Origin of the sequence: Micromonospora sp. WMMD714, assembly GCF_029581315.1 — a bacterium.
Taxonomy (GTDB): Bacteria; Actinomycetota; Actinomycetes; order Mycobacteriales; family Micromonosporaceae; genus Micromonospora; species Micromonospora rifamycinica.
Genome location: NZ_CP120744.1, coordinates 5,486,306 through 5,502,323 on the forward strand (window position 1 = coordinate 5,486,306; position 16,018 = coordinate 5,502,323).

15 protein-coding genes are annotated in these 16,018 nt (G+C 73.8%); 5 read left to right on the top strand and 10 right to left on the bottom strand.

Features of this window, described 5'->3' with window-relative positions:
- Positions 1–260 precede the first annotated feature (260 nt).
- The 3 genes from O7625_RS23375 to O7625_RS23385 all read right to left on the bottom strand — a co-directional run bounded on the left by O7625_RS23375 (position 261) and on the right by O7625_RS23385 (position 3,303).
- On the bottom strand, positions 261–1,544 hold the full coding sequence (locus O7625_RS23375; RefSeq protein WP_282341552.1) for a multidrug effflux MFS transporter: 1,284 nt from the start codon (positions 1,542–1,544) through the stop codon (positions 261–263).
- Between the two features lie 136 nt (positions 1,545–1,680).
- Complete coding sequence (locus O7625_RS23380) at positions 1,681–2,634, bottom strand: siderophore-interacting protein (protein WP_282341553.1); 954 nt, start codon at positions 2,632–2,634, stop codon at positions 1,681–1,683.
- A gap of 78 nt (positions 2,635–2,712) precedes the next feature.
- On the bottom strand, positions 2,713–3,303 hold the full coding sequence (locus tag O7625_RS23385; protein WP_282341554.1) for a GNAT family N-acetyltransferase: 591 nt from the start codon (positions 3,301–3,303) through the stop codon (positions 2,713–2,715).
- A gap of 399 nt (positions 3,304–3,702) precedes the next feature.
- Here O7625_RS23385 and O7625_RS23390 point away from each other — a divergent pair, with 399 nt between their 5' ends.
- Genes O7625_RS23390 through O7625_RS23405 form a run of 4 tightly spaced genes read left to right on the top strand, consistent with a single transcriptional unit; the run spans position 3,703 to position 8,004 of the window.
- Positions 3,703–4,407 carry a tryptophan 2,3-dioxygenase family protein gene (locus O7625_RS23390; protein WP_282341556.1) on the top strand — a complete coding sequence of 235 codons (705 nt, stop codon included), beginning with the start codon at positions 3,703–3,705 and terminating at the stop codon, positions 4,405–4,407.
- 56 nt (positions 4,408–4,463) lie between these two features.
- Positions 4,464–5,822 carry a tryptophan 2,3-dioxygenase family protein gene (locus O7625_RS23395; protein WP_282341558.1) on the top strand — a complete coding sequence of 453 codons (1,359 nt, stop codon included), beginning with the start codon at positions 4,464–4,466 and terminating at the stop codon, positions 5,820–5,822.
- Entirely contained in the window at positions 5,819–6,985 is a 1,167-nt protein-coding gene (locus O7625_RS23400) for an aminotransferase class V-fold PLP-dependent enzyme (RefSeq protein ID WP_282341560.1), read from the top strand. The genes O7625_RS23395 and O7625_RS23400 overlap by 4 nt, the downstream gene beginning before the upstream one ends.
- On the top strand, positions 6,982–8,004 hold the full coding sequence (locus tag O7625_RS23405) for a methyltransferase (protein ID WP_282341563.1): 1,023 nt from the start codon (positions 6,982–6,984) through the stop codon (positions 8,002–8,004). Before O7625_RS23400 ends, O7625_RS23405 begins: the two co-directional genes overlap by 4 nt.
- A 69-nt stretch (positions 8,005–8,073) precedes the next feature.
- Here the strand turns inward: O7625_RS23405 and O7625_RS23410 are convergent, their stop codons facing one another.
- A complete protein-coding gene (locus O7625_RS23410; RefSeq protein WP_282341565.1) occupies positions 8,074–9,090 on the bottom strand; it encodes a methyltransferase in 1,017 nt (338 codons plus the stop codon).
- A 136-nt stretch (positions 9,091–9,226) separates the two neighbouring features.
- Between O7625_RS23410 and O7625_RS23415 the strand changes: the two genes are divergently transcribed.
- On the top strand, positions 9,227–9,607 hold the full coding sequence (locus O7625_RS23415) for a YccF domain-containing protein (RefSeq protein ID WP_282341567.1): 381 nt from the start codon (positions 9,227–9,229) through the stop codon (positions 9,605–9,607).
- Between the two features lie 108 nt (positions 9,608–9,715).
- On the opposite strand, the gene mnhG is transcribed toward O7625_RS23415, so the two are convergent.
- From mnhG to O7625_RS23445, 6 genes are read right to left on the bottom strand one after another with little or no spacing between them, the layout of a single operon-like run.
- Positions 9,716–10,078 (bottom strand): monovalent cation/H(+) antiporter subunit G, encoded by a 363-nt coding sequence (mnhG, locus tag O7625_RS23420; RefSeq protein ID WP_282341569.1) that lies wholly within the window; start codon positions 10,076–10,078, stop codon positions 9,716–9,718.
- Positions 10,075–10,338 (bottom strand): monovalent cation/H+ antiporter complex subunit F, encoded by a 264-nt coding sequence (locus tag O7625_RS23425; protein ID WP_282341570.1) that lies wholly within the window; start codon positions 10,336–10,338, stop codon positions 10,075–10,077. Before O7625_RS23425 ends, mnhG begins: the two co-directional genes overlap by 4 nt.
- Positions 10,335–11,075 (bottom strand): Na+/H+ antiporter subunit E, encoded by a 741-nt coding sequence (locus O7625_RS23430; protein ID WP_282341572.1) that lies wholly within the window; start codon positions 11,073–11,075, stop codon positions 10,335–10,337. Before O7625_RS23430 ends, O7625_RS23425 begins: the two co-directional genes overlap by 4 nt.
- Positions 11,072–12,652 carry a Na+/H+ antiporter subunit D gene (locus O7625_RS23435; RefSeq protein ID WP_282341574.1) on the bottom strand — a complete coding sequence of 527 codons (1,581 nt, stop codon included), beginning with the start codon at positions 12,650–12,652 and terminating at the stop codon, positions 11,072–11,074. The genes O7625_RS23430 and O7625_RS23435 overlap by 4 nt, the downstream gene beginning before the upstream one ends.
- A complete protein-coding gene (locus tag O7625_RS23440) occupies positions 12,649–13,146 on the bottom strand; it encodes a Na(+)/H(+) antiporter subunit C (RefSeq protein ID WP_282341576.1) in 498 nt (165 codons plus the stop codon). Before O7625_RS23440 ends, O7625_RS23435 begins: the two co-directional genes overlap by 4 nt.
- Positions 13,143–15,965 (bottom strand): Na+/H+ antiporter subunit A, encoded by a 2,823-nt coding sequence (locus O7625_RS23445; RefSeq protein WP_282341578.1) that lies wholly within the window; start codon positions 15,963–15,965, stop codon positions 13,143–13,145. Before O7625_RS23445 ends, O7625_RS23440 begins: the two co-directional genes overlap by 4 nt.
- Positions 15,966–16,018 lie beyond the last annotated feature (53 nt).

Here is a 16,018-nt window from a genome sequence, read left to right on the forward strand (position 1 = left end):
CGGGCTGTCGCATCGCCGACTGCGGCGGCCCGGTGCGCGGGGCTACGCTTTCGGTGACTGCCACTTAGCGCGGTTGCGGACCACCGATGTGGTCTAGGGGTTCAAATCCTCTGGTAGTCACTGCCGACAGGGCGGGTCCATCCGGACCCGCCCTGTCCCCGTCCAGGGGTGCCGGAGACCGGCCGCGACACCGCTGGCCACGAGCCTCCGGCACTCCGGTGCCCACGACCGCCCCGGCACGCCGCTGTCGACGACGCCGGTCAGTGCACCACCACGACCGCCGAGGGCGGTGGTTCCAGGCCGGCGAGCCGGGACGGCCGCACCACGAGGAACAGCACCGCCAGCGCCGCCACCATGCCACCGGTCACCACCAGCGCCATCGCCACCGCGCCGTTGCCCAGCACGCCCACCATCGGCGCGGCCACCGCACCCACACCGAACTGCACGGCACCGAGCAGGGCCGAGGCGGTACCGGCCGCCTCACCGTGCCGGGACAGCGCCAGCGCCGGGGCGTTCGGCATCGCCAGGCCGGCCGAGCCCAGCACCGCCCAGAGCGCCACCAGCAGGGCGGGCAGCCCGCCGAAGCCGGTCGCCGCGAAGGCCAGCAGCGCGAGCCCGGCCAGGGTGCCGATGGTCAGCGAGGTGACGAGAATCCGCTGCGGCGAGTGGCGACGCAGCAGCCGTACGTTGTACTGGGCCGCCCCGATCAGCCCCACCGCGCCCGCGCCGAACGCCAGCCCGAACTGCTGCTCGTCGAGCCCGTACCGCTCCTGGAGGACGAACGAGGAGCCGGCCACGTACGCGAACAGCGCCGCCATGGCCAGGCCGGCGACCAGGACGAGCCCCACGAAGACCCGGTCGCGCAGCAGCGAGCCGTACAGGCCCACCGTGGTCCACACGCCGCCGCGCTGGCGACGCCGGGCCGGCAGGGTCTCCGGCAGGCCGACCACGGCCAGCACGACGAGCAGCACGCCGAGGACGGTCAGCGTCACGAAGACGCCCCGCCAGTCCGTCCAGCGCAGCACCCCGCCGCCGAGCGTCGGGGCGAGGATCGGCGCGGCGCCCATCACCAGCAGCAGCCGGGACAGCAGGGTGGCGAAGGCGGTGCCGCTGAACAGGTCACGGAGCACCGCCATGGCGACCACGGTGGCGGCGGCGACCCCGAGGCCCTGCACCACCCGCAGGCCGCCGAGGACCACGATGTTGGGGGCGACGACGCAGAGCGCCGACGCCACGATGTGCAGGGCGAGGCCGGCGATCAGCGGGCCACGCCGTCCGACGGCGTCGGAGAGCGGTCCGATCAGCAGTTGGCCGAGGGCCAGCCCGGCGAGCGTGCCGGTGAGGGTCAACTGGACCGCCGCCGAGGTGGTGGCGAGGTCCGCGGCGATGGTGGGCAGCGCCGGCAGGTACATGTCGATGGTCAACGGGCCGACGGCGAGCAGCGAGCCGAGGACCAGGACGAGGCGTACCCGCTGCCGGCCGGTCATCAGCTCACCGGGGGTCGGCGCCACCTTCGCCAGCGGCTCGTGGGCGACATCGGTCATCGGGGAAACACCGCCCGGTCAGGGCGCGGCCGGGCGGGAGTCAGGGCGACAGTCACACCTGGCTTCAAATCCGGATCCGCCACGCTGATTCCCGCTCCGCCGAGAGGTAACGCGGGTCACAACAGCAGCTCACGCCTCAGGCCGGGTCCGGGCCGCCGTGCCGCCAGTACCCCATGAAGGCGACCGCGCGACGGTCCATGCCCCGTTCGGCGACCAGGTGCCGGCGGAGCGCGCGGATGACACCGGCCTCGCCGGCCAGCCAGGCGTACACCGGTACCGGTGCGGTCGGGGTCGGCACCTCCCAGAGCGGGGTCCGGTCGACGTCGATGTCGGCGATCGGCCCGGTGGGGACCGCGTCGGTGGGGCAGAGCAGGCGTCGCGCCGCCGTGGCGACGGCGGGGAGCAGCCGGCTGCCGTGCCCGCCGCCGTCGCGGGCCAGCCAGTCGACCGTCACGCCGGGCGGGGTGACGGTCGGCAGCGCGTCGGCCCGCTCCGGCACCTCCAACAGCACCTGTCCCCGGGTGTCGAGGGGCAGGCGTTCCAGGATGGCGCAGATCGCCGGCACGGCGGTCTCGTCGCCGGCGAGCAGCAGGTGGCCGGCGGCCGGCGGCCGGAACTCGATGCCGCCGTGGTCGCCGTGGTAGCCGGCGTCGGGGCCGAGCAGGCCGGCCTCGTCGCCGGGGCGGGCGCGCAGCGCCCACCGGCCGGCCGCCCCGCTGTCGCCGTGCAGCACCAGGTCGACGTCGACCTCGGCCAGGTGGGGCCGGACCGCGCGGACGGTGTACGTGCGGATGGGGCAGCGCTCGTCCTCGGGCAGCGCCCGCCAGTGGGCGTACCAGTCGGCGCCGCCGGGAAGGTGCACCCCGGGTCGGCCGGGCAGCGGCAGCACCAGCTTCATCCGCTGGTCGTAGCCGTTGTCGGCGAACCGGTCGAGGTCCGGACCGGTGAAGGTGACCCGCAGGAAGGACGGGCTGAGCCGACGGGTCGCGCGCACCTGCACGTCGAACAGCCGCCAGGGGGCGACGGGCAGGGTCGCGGTGCCGGTGGCGTGGTGGGGCTCCCCCGCCGGGCGAACTCGATCACTAAGCACGAAGGTGAGGCTAACCTAAGCAACGAGATGAATGGCCACCCGGCCCCCCACACCCCCGATCGGGGGACCATCCCGCGCTCAGCCGGTGGCACCGTCCGGCCGTCGACCGGCGGGACGCACCGCGCCCCGGTCGAGGAACAGCAGCCGGGCGCGCTTGTCCGGCAGGTCGATCAGGGGGCCGGGCACGAAGCCGGCCCGGACCAGCCGGTCGACGGCCCGCGCGTTGCGGGCGTCCGGCTCGGCCACGATCCGCAGCCGGGTCGGATCGGCCAGCACGAACGCGAGGAAGGCGTCGAGGAGCACCCCGGTGAAGCCGGGCTCCACACCGCCGTCCGGGGGGCCGATGAGCAGGTGGATGCCGAAGTCGCCGGGGCGCACGTCGTAACACCGCCCGACCGGGTCGGCGGCCGGCTCGTAGGTCTGGAACAGCGCCACCGGCCGACCGTCGCGATGGACCAGGTAGGCGTGGTGGGTGGTCAGCGAGTCGAGGTACGTGTAGATCTCGTGGACCCGCTCCCGGCTGGCGTCACGCATGCCCCAGAACCGGGACCGCTCCCGGGTCACCCAGTCGTGGATCACCTCGACGTCCCGGTCGGGCTCCACCGGCCGGATGGAGACCTCACCGAAGTCCTCGACCGGACGCCGGGCAGAGGTCGGCACCGCCGTCATGGCACTCCTTCCGGGGTCGGTCGGGCGACCGCCGTCGACCACCGCGCGCCGTCGACCGACCAGTGAGGACGACCTAACCACGCCTGCGCACGGTAGGCAACCGAACACTCCACGCACCGACCGGCGGGCGACCGGGGCGGCGGGACCGACACCGCACCGCCGGGCGGCGGCACACCCGGCCACCCGTCGCCGTCGAGCGGCCGTGACGCGCCAGACATTGACGGAAACAATTTGGTGTGTTAGCGCTCACATCACGGGATAACAAGGGGTGTCCACCCCCGAAACCGACCAACTCATACCCTCAAAACAGGGGGTGACACATTGCCATTCGTCGTTGGATAATTGTCACCCTTGAGCGCCGACACCCGCGCCGCGCCGGCGCTCACCGGAGGGACACCCGTGAAACGTGACCAGTCACCTGTGCTGCCGGGCGACGGCACCACGGACTACGCCCGCTACATGCGTACCGACGAGTTGCTCGATCTGCAACGCCGCCCGGAGGAGATGCTGCACCGCGACGAGCTGCTCTTCCAGGTGGTGCACCAGTCCGCCGAGTTGTGGCTCAAGCTGGCCGAGGCCGAGGTGACCGCCGCCGTCGCCCGGGTCACGGCGGCGGACCCGGCAGCGGCGGCGGCACTGCTGGCCCGCGCGACGCTCGCGGTGCGTCTGGTCACCGACCAGCTGGCGATGTTCCGCCACCTCTCGCCGGTCGACTTCCAGACGATGCAACCGGCGCTGGGCAACGGTTCCGGAGCCGAGTCACCCGGTTGGCGACGGGTCACGCTGGCGAGCCGGCACCTCGGCAGGGCGTTCGCCGAGCACCTCGGCAGCCGGGGCGGCCCGCTCGACGGGCTGCCGCCGACCGACCCGACCCGCCGGCTGGCCGACGCGATGGCCGCCTGGGACGAGCAGGTCTCCCGGTGGCGTGCCCGCCACTACCAGGTCGCGCTGCAGGTCGGCGGGCACGCCGCGGACGGCTCCCCGGGCAGCCCGGCGACGGTGCTCGCCAAGCTCCTCGAGCACCGGTTCTACCCCGAGCTACGACCGGGCCCGCCGACGGCCGACCGCCCGGCGACGGCCCGTTCCCACACCGCAGAGGCATGACGAGCCGCGCCACTCGAAGAATCGTCGGCGCTGTCCCTGACACATTCCCATCCGAGGTGCGGTCCGTGCGTGAGCTGACGAGCTGGTCGTCCGGTACGGCCGACCCCGAACAATTCCCCTACCACGTGGTGGTCGCCGAATTTAACCGGGTCGGCAAACACTTCGTCGACAAAGAACTGCTGGCCCGGCTGGCCCGGATCCGCGTCCAGGTGACCACCCGGACGCCCGCCGCCCACCCGTTGTCCGCCTTCCTCGACGTGGCGCTCGACAAGTGGGACGCCCGGTACGACTACCGCAGCTACCTGGCCCTGCCACTGCTCCCCCTGTCCACCACCGCCCCCGCCCGCCCCCGGGACCAGGTGCCCGCCGGACAGCACGCACCGGCCACGCCGGACAGCCAGCACGCACCGGCCGGGGCGGACCGCCAGCACGGCCTCGCTGGGCCGGGTGCGGGGGACGGCGGCCGGCGCGAGCGCGACCGGCTCCTGGTCGACCTCGTCGCCGATGCCGTCGCCTTCGAGCTGGCCGCCTCGGCCGGCGTCACCGACCTGCTCCCCGAGCAGCGGCCGGGGCCGACCCTGGTGACCAAGCGGTGCCGGCTCGCGGTCCGGGCCGTGTTCGCCGCCCTCACCCGGCTCGGCCTGGCCGCGACGGTCACCGACCCGGACCCGGTCACCGCGGCGGTGGCGCTGCACCGGCTCGCCGTCGCCGACCGGGATCCCGCCCGGGAGCTGGCCCTGCGGCTGAGCATGCTGCCGGTCTACGTCTCCCACGACGAGTACCTGTTCATCCGGGTGCTCCAGGCGTACGAGTGTCTCTTCGTCGGGGTCGCCGAGGAGCTGCGGGCCACCATCACCGAGCTGGCCACCGGCCGGTCCCGCGCGGCCGCCGCCCGGCTGGCGTACGCCCGGGACCTGATCGGCGGGGCCGGTGCGCTCTTCTCGCTGCTGGCCACCATGCAACCGGCGGCGTTCCGGACGTTCCGCGAGTACACCGAGGGGGCCAGCGCGATCCAGTCCCGCTCCTACAAGCTGATGGAGTCGCTGTGCCGTACCCCCGAGCCGGCCCGGCTCGACTCCACCGCGTACCGGTCCGTGCCGGAGGTGCGTGACCTGGTGCGCGCCGGCCATCCGTCGATCGACCAGGCCTACCGGGCGGCGGTCCGCGACGGCCGGCTCCGCGACGCCGACCACGCCCTGGTCCGGCAGCAGATGGCGGCCTTCGCCGAGGCCGTGCTGACCTGGCGGCGCACCCACCACCGGCTGGCGGTCCGGATGCTCGGCTCCCGGTCCGGCACCGGCTACACCGAGGGCACCCCCTACCTGGCGGCCGTGCGCTCGGTGCCGGTGTTCACCGCCGTGTCCACCGATCCCCGGCCCACCCCGACCGACCCGATGGGAGGACACCCCGAGTGAGCGAATCCGACACCCTCCCGGCGCGCTGCCTGGACGCCGTCGCACACGCCACCCTGCGCGCCGAGTTCCCGCTGCTGGAGACGTGCGTCTACCTGAACAACAACTCGACCGGCGCGGCACCCCGCGGCGTCGAGCGGGTGCTCGCCGACTACTGGCGGACCCTGCGCGGCTGGCGCGACGACGTGTGGCAGGACTGGCACGTCGGCCTCGACCGGTACGCCGACTCGGTGGCCGCGCTGCTCGGCGCGCCCCCGGGCAGCGTGGTCACCGACGCCAACCTGAGCACCCTGCTGGCCCGGGTGCTCTCCTGCTTCGACTACCGTCCGCCGCGCGACCGGATCGTCACCACCGACCTGGAGTACCCGACGGTGCCGTTCATCGGCACCGCGTTCCGCCGCTACGGCGCGCGACTCGACGTGGTCGGCACGGGTGGACCCGCGGTCGACGAGGACACCCTGCTGGCCCGGGTCGACGAACGGACGCTGCTGGTCTGCGTGCCGCACGCCAGCTTCTCCTCCGGGGCCACCGTCGACCTGCCCCGGCTGGTCGCCCGCGCCCACGACGTCGGCGCGCTGGTCGTGGTGGACGCGTTCCAGACCGTCGGGGTGGTCCCGCTGGACGTGACCGCGCTCGGCGTCGACGTCGTCCTCGGTGGGGCGCACAAGTGGCTGTGCGGGGCCGGCACCGCGTTCCTCTACGTCCGTCCCGACCTGGTGGAGCGGCTGGCACCGGCGGCGACCGGGTGGCAGGCCGGCGACCGGGCGTTGACCTTCCGGGTGTCGACCGGCTGGGCGGCGGGGGCGCAACGTTTCGCCGGCGGCACGCCGTACCCGTTGACCTCGCTGATCTCCCAGGTCGGCCTGGACCTGCTCGCGGGCGTCGGGGCCGGGGCGATCCGGGCGCACTCGCTGGCGCTGACCCAGCGGGTCCTGGACCGGGCGGCGGCGGCCGGCATCACGGTGGTCAGCCCCACCGACCCGCAGCGCCGGGGCGGGGTGGTGTGTCTGGACGTCCCCGACGGCGAGGCGGTCAAGCGGCGGCTGGCCGCGCGGAACATGATCTGCAGTTGGCGCGGCTGGCTGCGGGTCGGGCCGCACGTCTACAACACCCCGGACGAGGTGGACGCGTTCATGGACGCGCTGGTCGAGGAGCTGGGCCGGTGACCGTCACCCTGTCGCCGCGGGCGCTGATGAGCCTGCTCGTCAACGGCCCCAAGGCCGTCGACGTGCTGGAGACCGCGCTGACCCTCGGCCTGCTCGACGCGCTGGAGGCCGGCCCGGTACGCCTGGACGCGCTGGCCGACCGGTTCGGGGTACGCCCGCTGCGGCTCTACAAGTTCCTCGACTGCCTGGAGAGCCTCGGCTGCGTCACCCGCCACGAGTCCGGCGACGACATCGCCACGACCGGCTACCGGGCCGTGCCGGGGCTGCGGGACGCCGTGCTCGCCGTGGTCGGCCCGGACGCGATCGAACGCGACCGGGACCGCTACCCGTGGCGGCTGCTGCACGGCCGGCTCACCGAGAGCCTGCGCGGCGAGGTCGGGATGACCGACGACGACTTCGCCTGGCCGCCGAAGACCGCCGCGCAGACCGCCGACTTCGAGCGCAGCATGGCCGCCGGGCTCGGCCCGGTGATCGAGACGTTGCGCCGGCACGCCGGCCTGCTCTGGCCGGACCGGCGACGCCTGCTGGACGTCGGCGGCGGGGACGGCACGCTCGCCGCGCACATCCTCGACACCGCGCCGGGCCTACGGGCCGACGTGTTCAACCTGCCGCCGGTGGCCCCGCTGGTGGCGGCCACCCGGGTCGACCGGGGGCATCCGGACCGGCTGGGTTTCGTCGGCGGCGACTTCCTCGCCGGGCCGCTGCCGTCGGGCTACGACGCGATGGCGTTCGTCCGGGTGCTGCACGACTGGCCCAACGAGGTCGCCCGGCACCTGGTGGAGCAGGCGTACGCGGCGTTGGAGCCGGGTGGGCTGCTGCTGATCGGTGAGGAGTTCCGCACCCCGGACCGGCTGGCCGTGCAGTTCTTCTGGAGCTACTTCCTGATCGGGGTGGACAGCTGCGTGAGCCGGCTGCGGGAGGTGGAGTTCTACACCGGGCTGCTCGCCGAGGTCGGCTTCACCCGGGTGGCGGTGCTGCCCGGCGGCTGGGAGCTGGTCACCGCGTACAAACCGGGCTGACCCGCCGCCGGCCCGCCCGCGCCGGGTGGGCCGGCGGGGGCGGGCCGGGTCAGGGCCGGCGTGGGTCGGTCAGGGCCGGCGGGCCAGCACCGCGCCGTTGGCGCCGGGGGCCTCGAACGGCACCGTGCGGATGTCGACGAAACCGGCGTCGGCCAGCCAGGCGGCGTACTCGGCACCGGAGTAGTTCTTGCCGCCCTCGGTCTCGACGAGCATGTTCATCCCCATCAGGGCGGCCTCCGCCGGACCGGTGCGCTCGTCGTTGAGCAGCAGTTCACTGATGACGATCACGCCGCCGGGCGGCAGCGCGGCGTGGCACCGGGCGAGCAGCCCCCGGTTGGTCGGCTCGTCCCAGTCGTGCAGGATCATGCTGAGCAGGATGACGTCGTGCCCGTCCGGCAGGGCCGGGTCGGCGAGGAAGTCACCGGCGACCGCGTCGATCCGGTCGGTCAGCCCCGCCTCGGCGATCCGCTCCCCGGCCCGGACGCAGACGTGCGGCAGGTCCAGGATGGTCGCCCGCAGCTCCGGCAGGCGCAGGCAGAACTCGATCGGGAACGCCCCCGCGCCACCGCCCACGTCGAGCAGCCGGCGGTGCGCGCCGAAGTCGTACGCGTCGGCCAGCGCGCGGGCGGTGAACCGCGAGGTGGCGAACATGGCGTCCCAGAACTCGGCGACCAGCTGCGGGTCGGTGGTGTCGAACAGCGAGTCCTGTTGCTGCGGATCCCAGGTGAGCGGCCGGTTGCCCCGCAACGCCTCGCCCACCCGGTGCCAGGGCAGGTAGGTACGCAGGTCGGAGTAGCGCACCTGGGCGCCGAAGTAGTACGGCTGCCCCTCGACCAGGAACTCTTCGGCCAGGGCGGAGTTGCGGTAGCCGTCGCCGACCTTCTCCAGCAGGCCGAGCGACGCGCTGGCGGCCAGCAGCAGGTCGGCCGGGCGTTCGTCGAGCCCGAACTCGGCGGCGGCCTCGGCCAGGGTGACGGTGCGCCCGCCGGCCAACCGGGTGAAGAGGCCGAACTCGACCCCGACGGCGAGGGTCTTGAAGGCCCAGACACCGCCGACGAGATGCATGAGAGGAGTGGGAGTGATCACCGGTACATAAAATCATGAATCTTGGTATGACTGAAAGAAACCTTCGGCGTGCCGCGCCGCCGGCGTCATCCGGTGGCGCACCACCGCCCTCGCCGGCCCCCCGGGCACAGTGGCGGGCATCGGTCATCATGGGAGAATGATTCGCTTCGTCCTGAACGTCCTGTGGCTCATCTTCGGTGGCGGAATCGTGCTGGCGCTCGGCTACTTCGTCGCCGCGGTGATCTGCTTCGTCCTCGTGATCACCATTCCGTTCGGGGTCGCGTCGCTGCGGCTGGCCGGGTACTCGCTGTGGCCGTTCGGCCGTACCCTGGTCGCCAAGCCCGGGGCCGGGGTGCCGTCCGGGCTGGCGAACGTGCTGTGGGTGCTGCTGGCCGGCTGGTGGCTCGCGCTGTCCCACCTGCTGGCCGGGATCGCGCTCTGCGTCACGATCATCGGCATCCCGTTCGGCATCGCCAACTTCAAGCTGGTCCCGGCGGCGTTCTGGCCGCTCGGCCGCGAGGTCGTCGAGGCCCCCTGACCTGCGGAGCCGCCGCCGCGCCGACGACACCGGCCCACCAGCCGGTCGGGCGCGGCGGTCACCCCGCCGGCCAGGCGCGGCGGTCCACCCGCCGGTCAGGCGCGGTGGTCAGGCGCGGTCGGCGTGCAGGCGGTCGAGGTGGGCGGCGAGTTCGTCGGTGATCAGCAGGTCGGTGCGGATCCGGTCGTGCGGGTAGCCGGCCCGGCCGATCATGTGCGCCGCGACCGGCGCGGTGGCCAACTGGAACGCGCCGACCAGCACCAGCGTGGTGACGTCCACCCCGGTCCGCAGCCGCAGCGCGCAGCCGAGCAGCACCAGCAGCAGGCCGAGCACCTGGGGCTTGGCCGCCGCGTGCATCCGGGACAGCAGGTCGGGGAAGCGGACCAGGGCGACCCCGGCGGCCAGGCTGAGCAGCGCGCCACCCAGCAGGCAGACCGCGGCCACCACGTCCAGCACCGCGTCGACGCTCACTGGTCGTTCCGCCGGCTGGCGAACCGGGCGACGCTGACCGACCCGACGAAGCCGAGGATGGCCAGCACCACGAGGATGGGCAGGGCGGTCGCGTCCCGGCTGTAGGCGGCCTCCGTGGCGACGGCGGCCACCACGATCGCCAGCAGCACGTCGGTGGCGACCGCCCGGTCGAGCACCGACGGCCCCCGGACGATCCGGGTGAGGGTGAGCGCCCCCGCCACCGCCAGCAGCACGGTGACGATCACGGCGACAGCGGTCATCTCGAACTCCCTTCCAGGGTGGACGGTGTGTGCTCCCGGATCAGCCGCTGTTCCTCGGTCGAGCCGATCGCCGCGATCAGCCGGGCCTCCAACTCCAGTACGCCGTGGCGGAAGCGTTCGACCTCGGCGCGGTCGCGCACCCCGAGGACGTGGACGTAGAGGATGCCGGCGTCCCGGTCGACCTCGACGATGAGGCTGCCCGGCACCAGCGACAGCGCCTCGGCGGTCAGCGTCAGGTTGAGGTCGGAGCGGACCCGCAGCGGCACCGCGATGATCGCGCCCAGCGGGGGGTGCCCGAACCGCAGCGCCAGCGCCGCGATCTGCACACTGGCCACCACCAGGTCGCGCAGGAAGCGCAGGGCGAACCGCAGCAGCGGCAGCGGGTGCAGCCGCCCGGCGAAGGTCACCGGGGGCAGCGGGAAGACGGTCAGCACCACCAGCCCCACGACCAGCCCGCCGAGCACGTTGGCCCAGCTCAGCGTCCCCCAGAGCAGCACCCAGACGGTGACCAGCACGATCATCGCGACGGCCCGGTTGCGGCGGCGGGCCGCCGGGGTCAGCGGCAGGTCCTCCGGATGCTCCGGCGGGTCCCCGGCGCGCGGCGACGGCGGCGCACCGGGCGGCGGGTCCGTGGACCGCTGCGACGGCGGCGCACCGGACGGGTCCGGGAACCGCTGCGGCGGCGGCGCGCCGGGCGGCGGGTCCGTGGACCGTGGCGGCGGCGGATCGTGGCTCACGGGGTACCCCCGGGGTAGACGGCCTCGACGTACGGGGTGCGCCGCAGCAGGTCGTCCGCGGCGTCGGAGCTGAGGTCGAACAACGGTCCGGCCACCACGGTCAGCCCCAGCCCCAGCACCACCAGGGCGACCGTCGGCGCGATCATCAGGCGGGGCAGCATCGCGCCCGGGTGGGCGTCACGGTCCGGCCCCCGGTAGGGCTGCTCCACCCCGTCCGTACGCACGGTGTGCACGCTGTCCTGCGGTTCGGGCATCTCCGGGTGCGGACGACGCCAGAACGCCAGGTTCCACACCCGGGCGATGGCGTAGAGGGTGAGCAGGCTGGTCAGCAGTCCCCCGGCGACCAGCACCCAGGCCAGCGCGCCGCCGTCGTCCACGCCCGCCTGGACCAGGCCGAGCTTGCCGAGGAAGCCGGAGAACGGGGGAATCCCGGCCAGGTTCAGCGCGGGCACGAAGAACAGCACGGCGAGCAGCGGCGACAGTCGGGCCAACCCGCCGAGGCGGTCCAGGGCGGTGCTGCCGCCCCGGCGTTCGACCAGCCCGGCGGCGAGGAACAGGGTGGTCTGGATGGTGATGTGGTGCACCACGTAGAAGATCGCGGCGGCCAGCCCGAGCGACGAGCTGAGCCCCACCCCGAACAGCATGTAGCCGATGTGGCTGATCAGGGTGAACGACAGCAGTCGTTTGATGTCGGACTGGGCGACCGCGCCGAGGATGCCGACCAGCATCGTCAACGCCGCCACCACCAGCAGCAGGTCGGCGGTCCGGCCACCGGGGAAGAGCAGCGTCTCGGTGCGGATGATGGCGTACACGCCGACCTTGGTGAGCAGGCCGGCGAAGACGGCGGTGACCGGCGCGGGCGCGGTCGGGTAGCTGTCGGGCAGCCACGCCGACAGCGGGAAGACCGCCGCCTTGATGCCGAAGGCGAGCAGCAGCATCCCCTGCAGCACCAGCCGCAGGTCGTCGGGGAGGGCGTCGAGCCGGTCGACGAGCTGGGCCAGGTTGAGGGTGCCGGTGGCCGAGTAGACCAGCCCGATCGCCACCAGGAAGATCAGCGACGACAGCAGGCTGACCACGACGTACGTGGTGCCGGCCCGGATCCGGGTCTCGGTGCTGCCCAGGGTGAGCAGCACGTAGCTGGCGACCAGCAGGATCTCGAAGCCGACGTAGAGGTTGAACAGGTCGCCGGAGAGGAAGGCGTTGCACACCCCGGCGGTCAGCACCAGGTAGGTGGGGTGGTAGACCGACAGCGGGGTGTCCTCGTGCCCGTCGGCCATGCCCTGCCCGATGGAGTACACCAGCACGCAGAGGGTGACGGCGGCGGACACCACCAGCATCAGCGCGGCGAGCTGGTCGGCGACGAGCACGATGCCCAGCGGGGCGACCCAGCCGCCGACCTCCACGACGAGCGGCCCGTCGATCGAGGAGCGGACCAGCAGGGTGGCCGCCACCGCCACGGTCGCGGTGAGCACGGTGAGGCTGACCCACCGCTGCGCGCGGGGCCGGCTGGCCAGCAGCAGGGTCAGGGCCGCGCCGAGCAGCGGCATCACCACCGGCAGCGGGACGAGGTAGTTCACGCGTCCCTCCCCCGCTCGCCGGCCGCTGCCGCCACCGGGGCCGCCGAGGGCCGCCGGCCGTCCGGATCGGGCCGGCCGTCGTCGGGCTGGTCGTCGGAGTCGGACTGGTCGGCGTCGTCGGTGCCCGGCCCCTCGTCCCGGTCGGCGAGGTCCATGATCCGGCGGTCCTCCACGTCGTCCTGCACCTCGTCGTGACCGTTGAGGTGCCAGCTGCGGTACGACAGCGCCAGCAGGAACGCGGTCATGCCGAGGGTGATGACGATGGCGGTGAGCACCATCGCCTGGGGCAGCGGATCGCTCATCTCCCCGGCGTCGGTGGTGCCGACGATCGGTGGGCCACCGGCCCGGCCACCGGTGAGCAGCAGCAGGTTGGCCCCGTTGCCGAGCAGGATGACGCCCATCAGCACCCGGGTGAGGCTGCGTTCCAGCAGCAGGGTCACCCCGGCGGCGAAGAGCACGCCGACCACCACGATGTAGGTGAGGTTGGGGGTCACACCAGCTCCTTGTCGCGTACGTCGTCGCGGGCGTCCTCCTGCTGGCGGTCCATCTCGGCGCCCAGACTGCGCAGGATGTCCAGCACCAGGCCCACCACGATCAGGTAGACGCCGACGTCGAAGAAGACCGACGAGACGAAGTGGACCTTGCCGAGCAGGGGCAGGTGCAGGTCGACCACCGCGCTCTGGAGGAACTCCCCGCCCAGCGGCATCGCCAGCACGCCGGTGCCGACGGCGAGGAAGAGCCCCGCGCCGAGCACCGCCCCGGCGTCGACCGGCGCGGCGGCGTTGAGTTCCCGGCGGCCACCGGCCAGGTAGCGCACGGCCAGGGCCAGGCCGGCGACCAGGCCGGCGGCGAACCCGCCACCGGGGGCGTTGTGGCCGGAGAAGAGCAGGTAGACCGAGAAGAGCACGATGGCGTGGAAGAGCAGCCGGGTGACCACCTGGAGGATCACCGAGTGCCGGTGCGCCTCGAAGCCGGCGGTCAGCCAGCGGGGTCCGCCGGTCGTCGCCGGTCGGGGGCCGGGGAAGGCACTGCGCCGGTCCAGGTCCCGGGAGCGGCGGAAGATCAGGCTGGCCACCCCGGTGGCGGCCACCACCAGCACGGCGATCTCGCCCATGGTGTCCCAGGCCCGGATGTCGACCAGGGTCACGTTGACCACGTTCTTGCCGCCGCCGTAGGAGACCGCCTCGTCGGGGAACCGCTCGGAGATCGGGGTGGCCAGCCGGCCGCTCGACGCGACCCAGGCCATCCCGGACACCACCGCGCCGACGGCGACCCCGAGGGCGATCCGGCCACGCCGGCTGCGGCGGATCGGCCGGGCCGAGAACTTCACCGGCAGCCGGCGCAGCACCAGCACGAACATGACGATGGTGACGGTCTCCACCAGGAACTGGGTCAACGCCAGGTCCGGTGCGCCGTGCAGGACGAACATCAGGGCGGTGCCGTAGCCGGCGACGCCGACCAGGATCATCGCGGTGAGCCGGCGCAGCGCGCGGGCGGCCATCACGGCGGCGACGATCACCAGGGCGGCGACGACGGCCTGCAACGGGGTGTCCCAGGCGCGGAACTGCCGGGGCCACGGCCCCCCGGTGAGCAACGCCCCGCCGGGCAGCAGCACCAGCACCAGCAGGATGATCCCGAGATAGAACGGCAGCGAGCCCCGCTGGGTCGCGCCGGTCAGCTCCACCGCCAGCCGGTCCACCCCGGCGACCAGCCGTTCGTAGCCGGCCGCGCCGTCCAGCGGCGTCCACCGGGTGGCCCGCACCCGGCCCCGGTGCAGCAGCAGGAACAGGCCGCCGCCGGCCGCCACCGCCAGGGCGGACAGCCCCAGCGCCGGGGTCAGGCCATGCCACAGCGCCAGGTGGTAGCCGGGCCCGGCGGAGGCGAACCCGTCGGCGTACGGGGCGAGCAGCCCGTCGAGGGCCGGGGCGGCGACACCGACCACCAGCCCGGCGACGGCGAGCAGCGCCGGGGCGGCGAGGAACGACCGGCCCGCCGGATGCGCCTCGGTCGGCGCGACGCCGGGCTTGCCGGCGAACGCCCCCCACAGGAACCGCAGCGTGTACGCCACGGTCAGCGCCGAGCCGGCCACCACCCCGACCAGCACCAGCAGGTCCGCCGCGCCCCCGTGTTGGAAGGCGTCGAGGGCGGCCTCCTTGGCGACGAAGCCGGCCGTCGGCGGCAGCCCGGCCATCGACGCGGCGGCCAGCACGGCGACGCCGGCCAGCACCGGCGCGCGGCGGCCGAGGCCGCTGAGTTCGCGCAGGTCCCGGGTGCCGGTGGTGTGGTCGACGATCCCGACGACAAGGAAGAGGGTGGCCTTGAACAGGGCGTGCGCCAGCACCATCGCCGCGCCGGCCAGCGCGGCGTCCCGGGTGCCGGCGCCGAGGATCACCATCAGCAGCCCGAGCTGGCTGACCGTGCCGTAGGCGAGCAGCAGCTTCAGGTCGGTCTGGCGCAGCGCCACCCAGCCGCCGAGCAGGAGGGTGGCCAGGCCGGTGCAGAGCAGCACCACCCGCCAGGCGGTGACGTCGGCGACGGCGGGGCCGAGCAGGGCGACCAGGAACACCCCGGCCTTGACCATCGCGGCGGCGTGCAGGTAGGCGCTGACCGGGGTGGGTGCGGCCATCGCACCGGGCAGCCAGAAGCTGAACGGCACGATCGCGGACTTGCTGAGCGCGCCGAGCAGGATCAGCATCAGCGCGGTGACCAGGTAACCGCCGCCGGGCAGGTCGGTGGCGACGACCGACCAGCGGTAGCTGCCGGCGTGCTGGCCGAGCATCACGAACCCGGCCAGCATGGCCAGCCCGCCCAGGGTGGTGACCAGCAGCGCCTGCATGGCGGCCCGCCGGCTGGCCCGCTTGGCCGGGTCGTACCCGATCAGCAGGTACGAGAAGACGGTGGTGAGTTCCCAGAACACGTAGAGCAGCAGCAGGTCGTCGGAGACGACCAGGCCGAGCATCGAGCCGGCGAACGCGACGAAGACGGCGGCGAGGCGGCCCAGCCCGGGGTCGTCGGAGCGGAAGTACCGGGCGCTGTACGCCAGCACCAGCGCGCCGACCCCGCCGACGAGCACCACCATCAGCCAGGACAGGGTGCCCATCCGCAGGGCGACTTCCAGGCCGATCCGGGGCACCCACGGCCAGGTCTCCACCACCGGCTCACCCGAGCGGACCCCACCGGTACGGGTCAGCGCCCAGACCAGCGTGGCGGCCGGGGCCAGCGCGACGGCGTAGAGCGCCCGGCTACCGAAGCGGCGTACCAGCCCGGGGGCGACCACGGCTGCCAGGGCGTGGACCGCCACCAGGACCAGCACATACCCTCCTCGAAGTTCGGTGTCGGGCGTCGCCCGCCCGCTCGGGGCTGCGC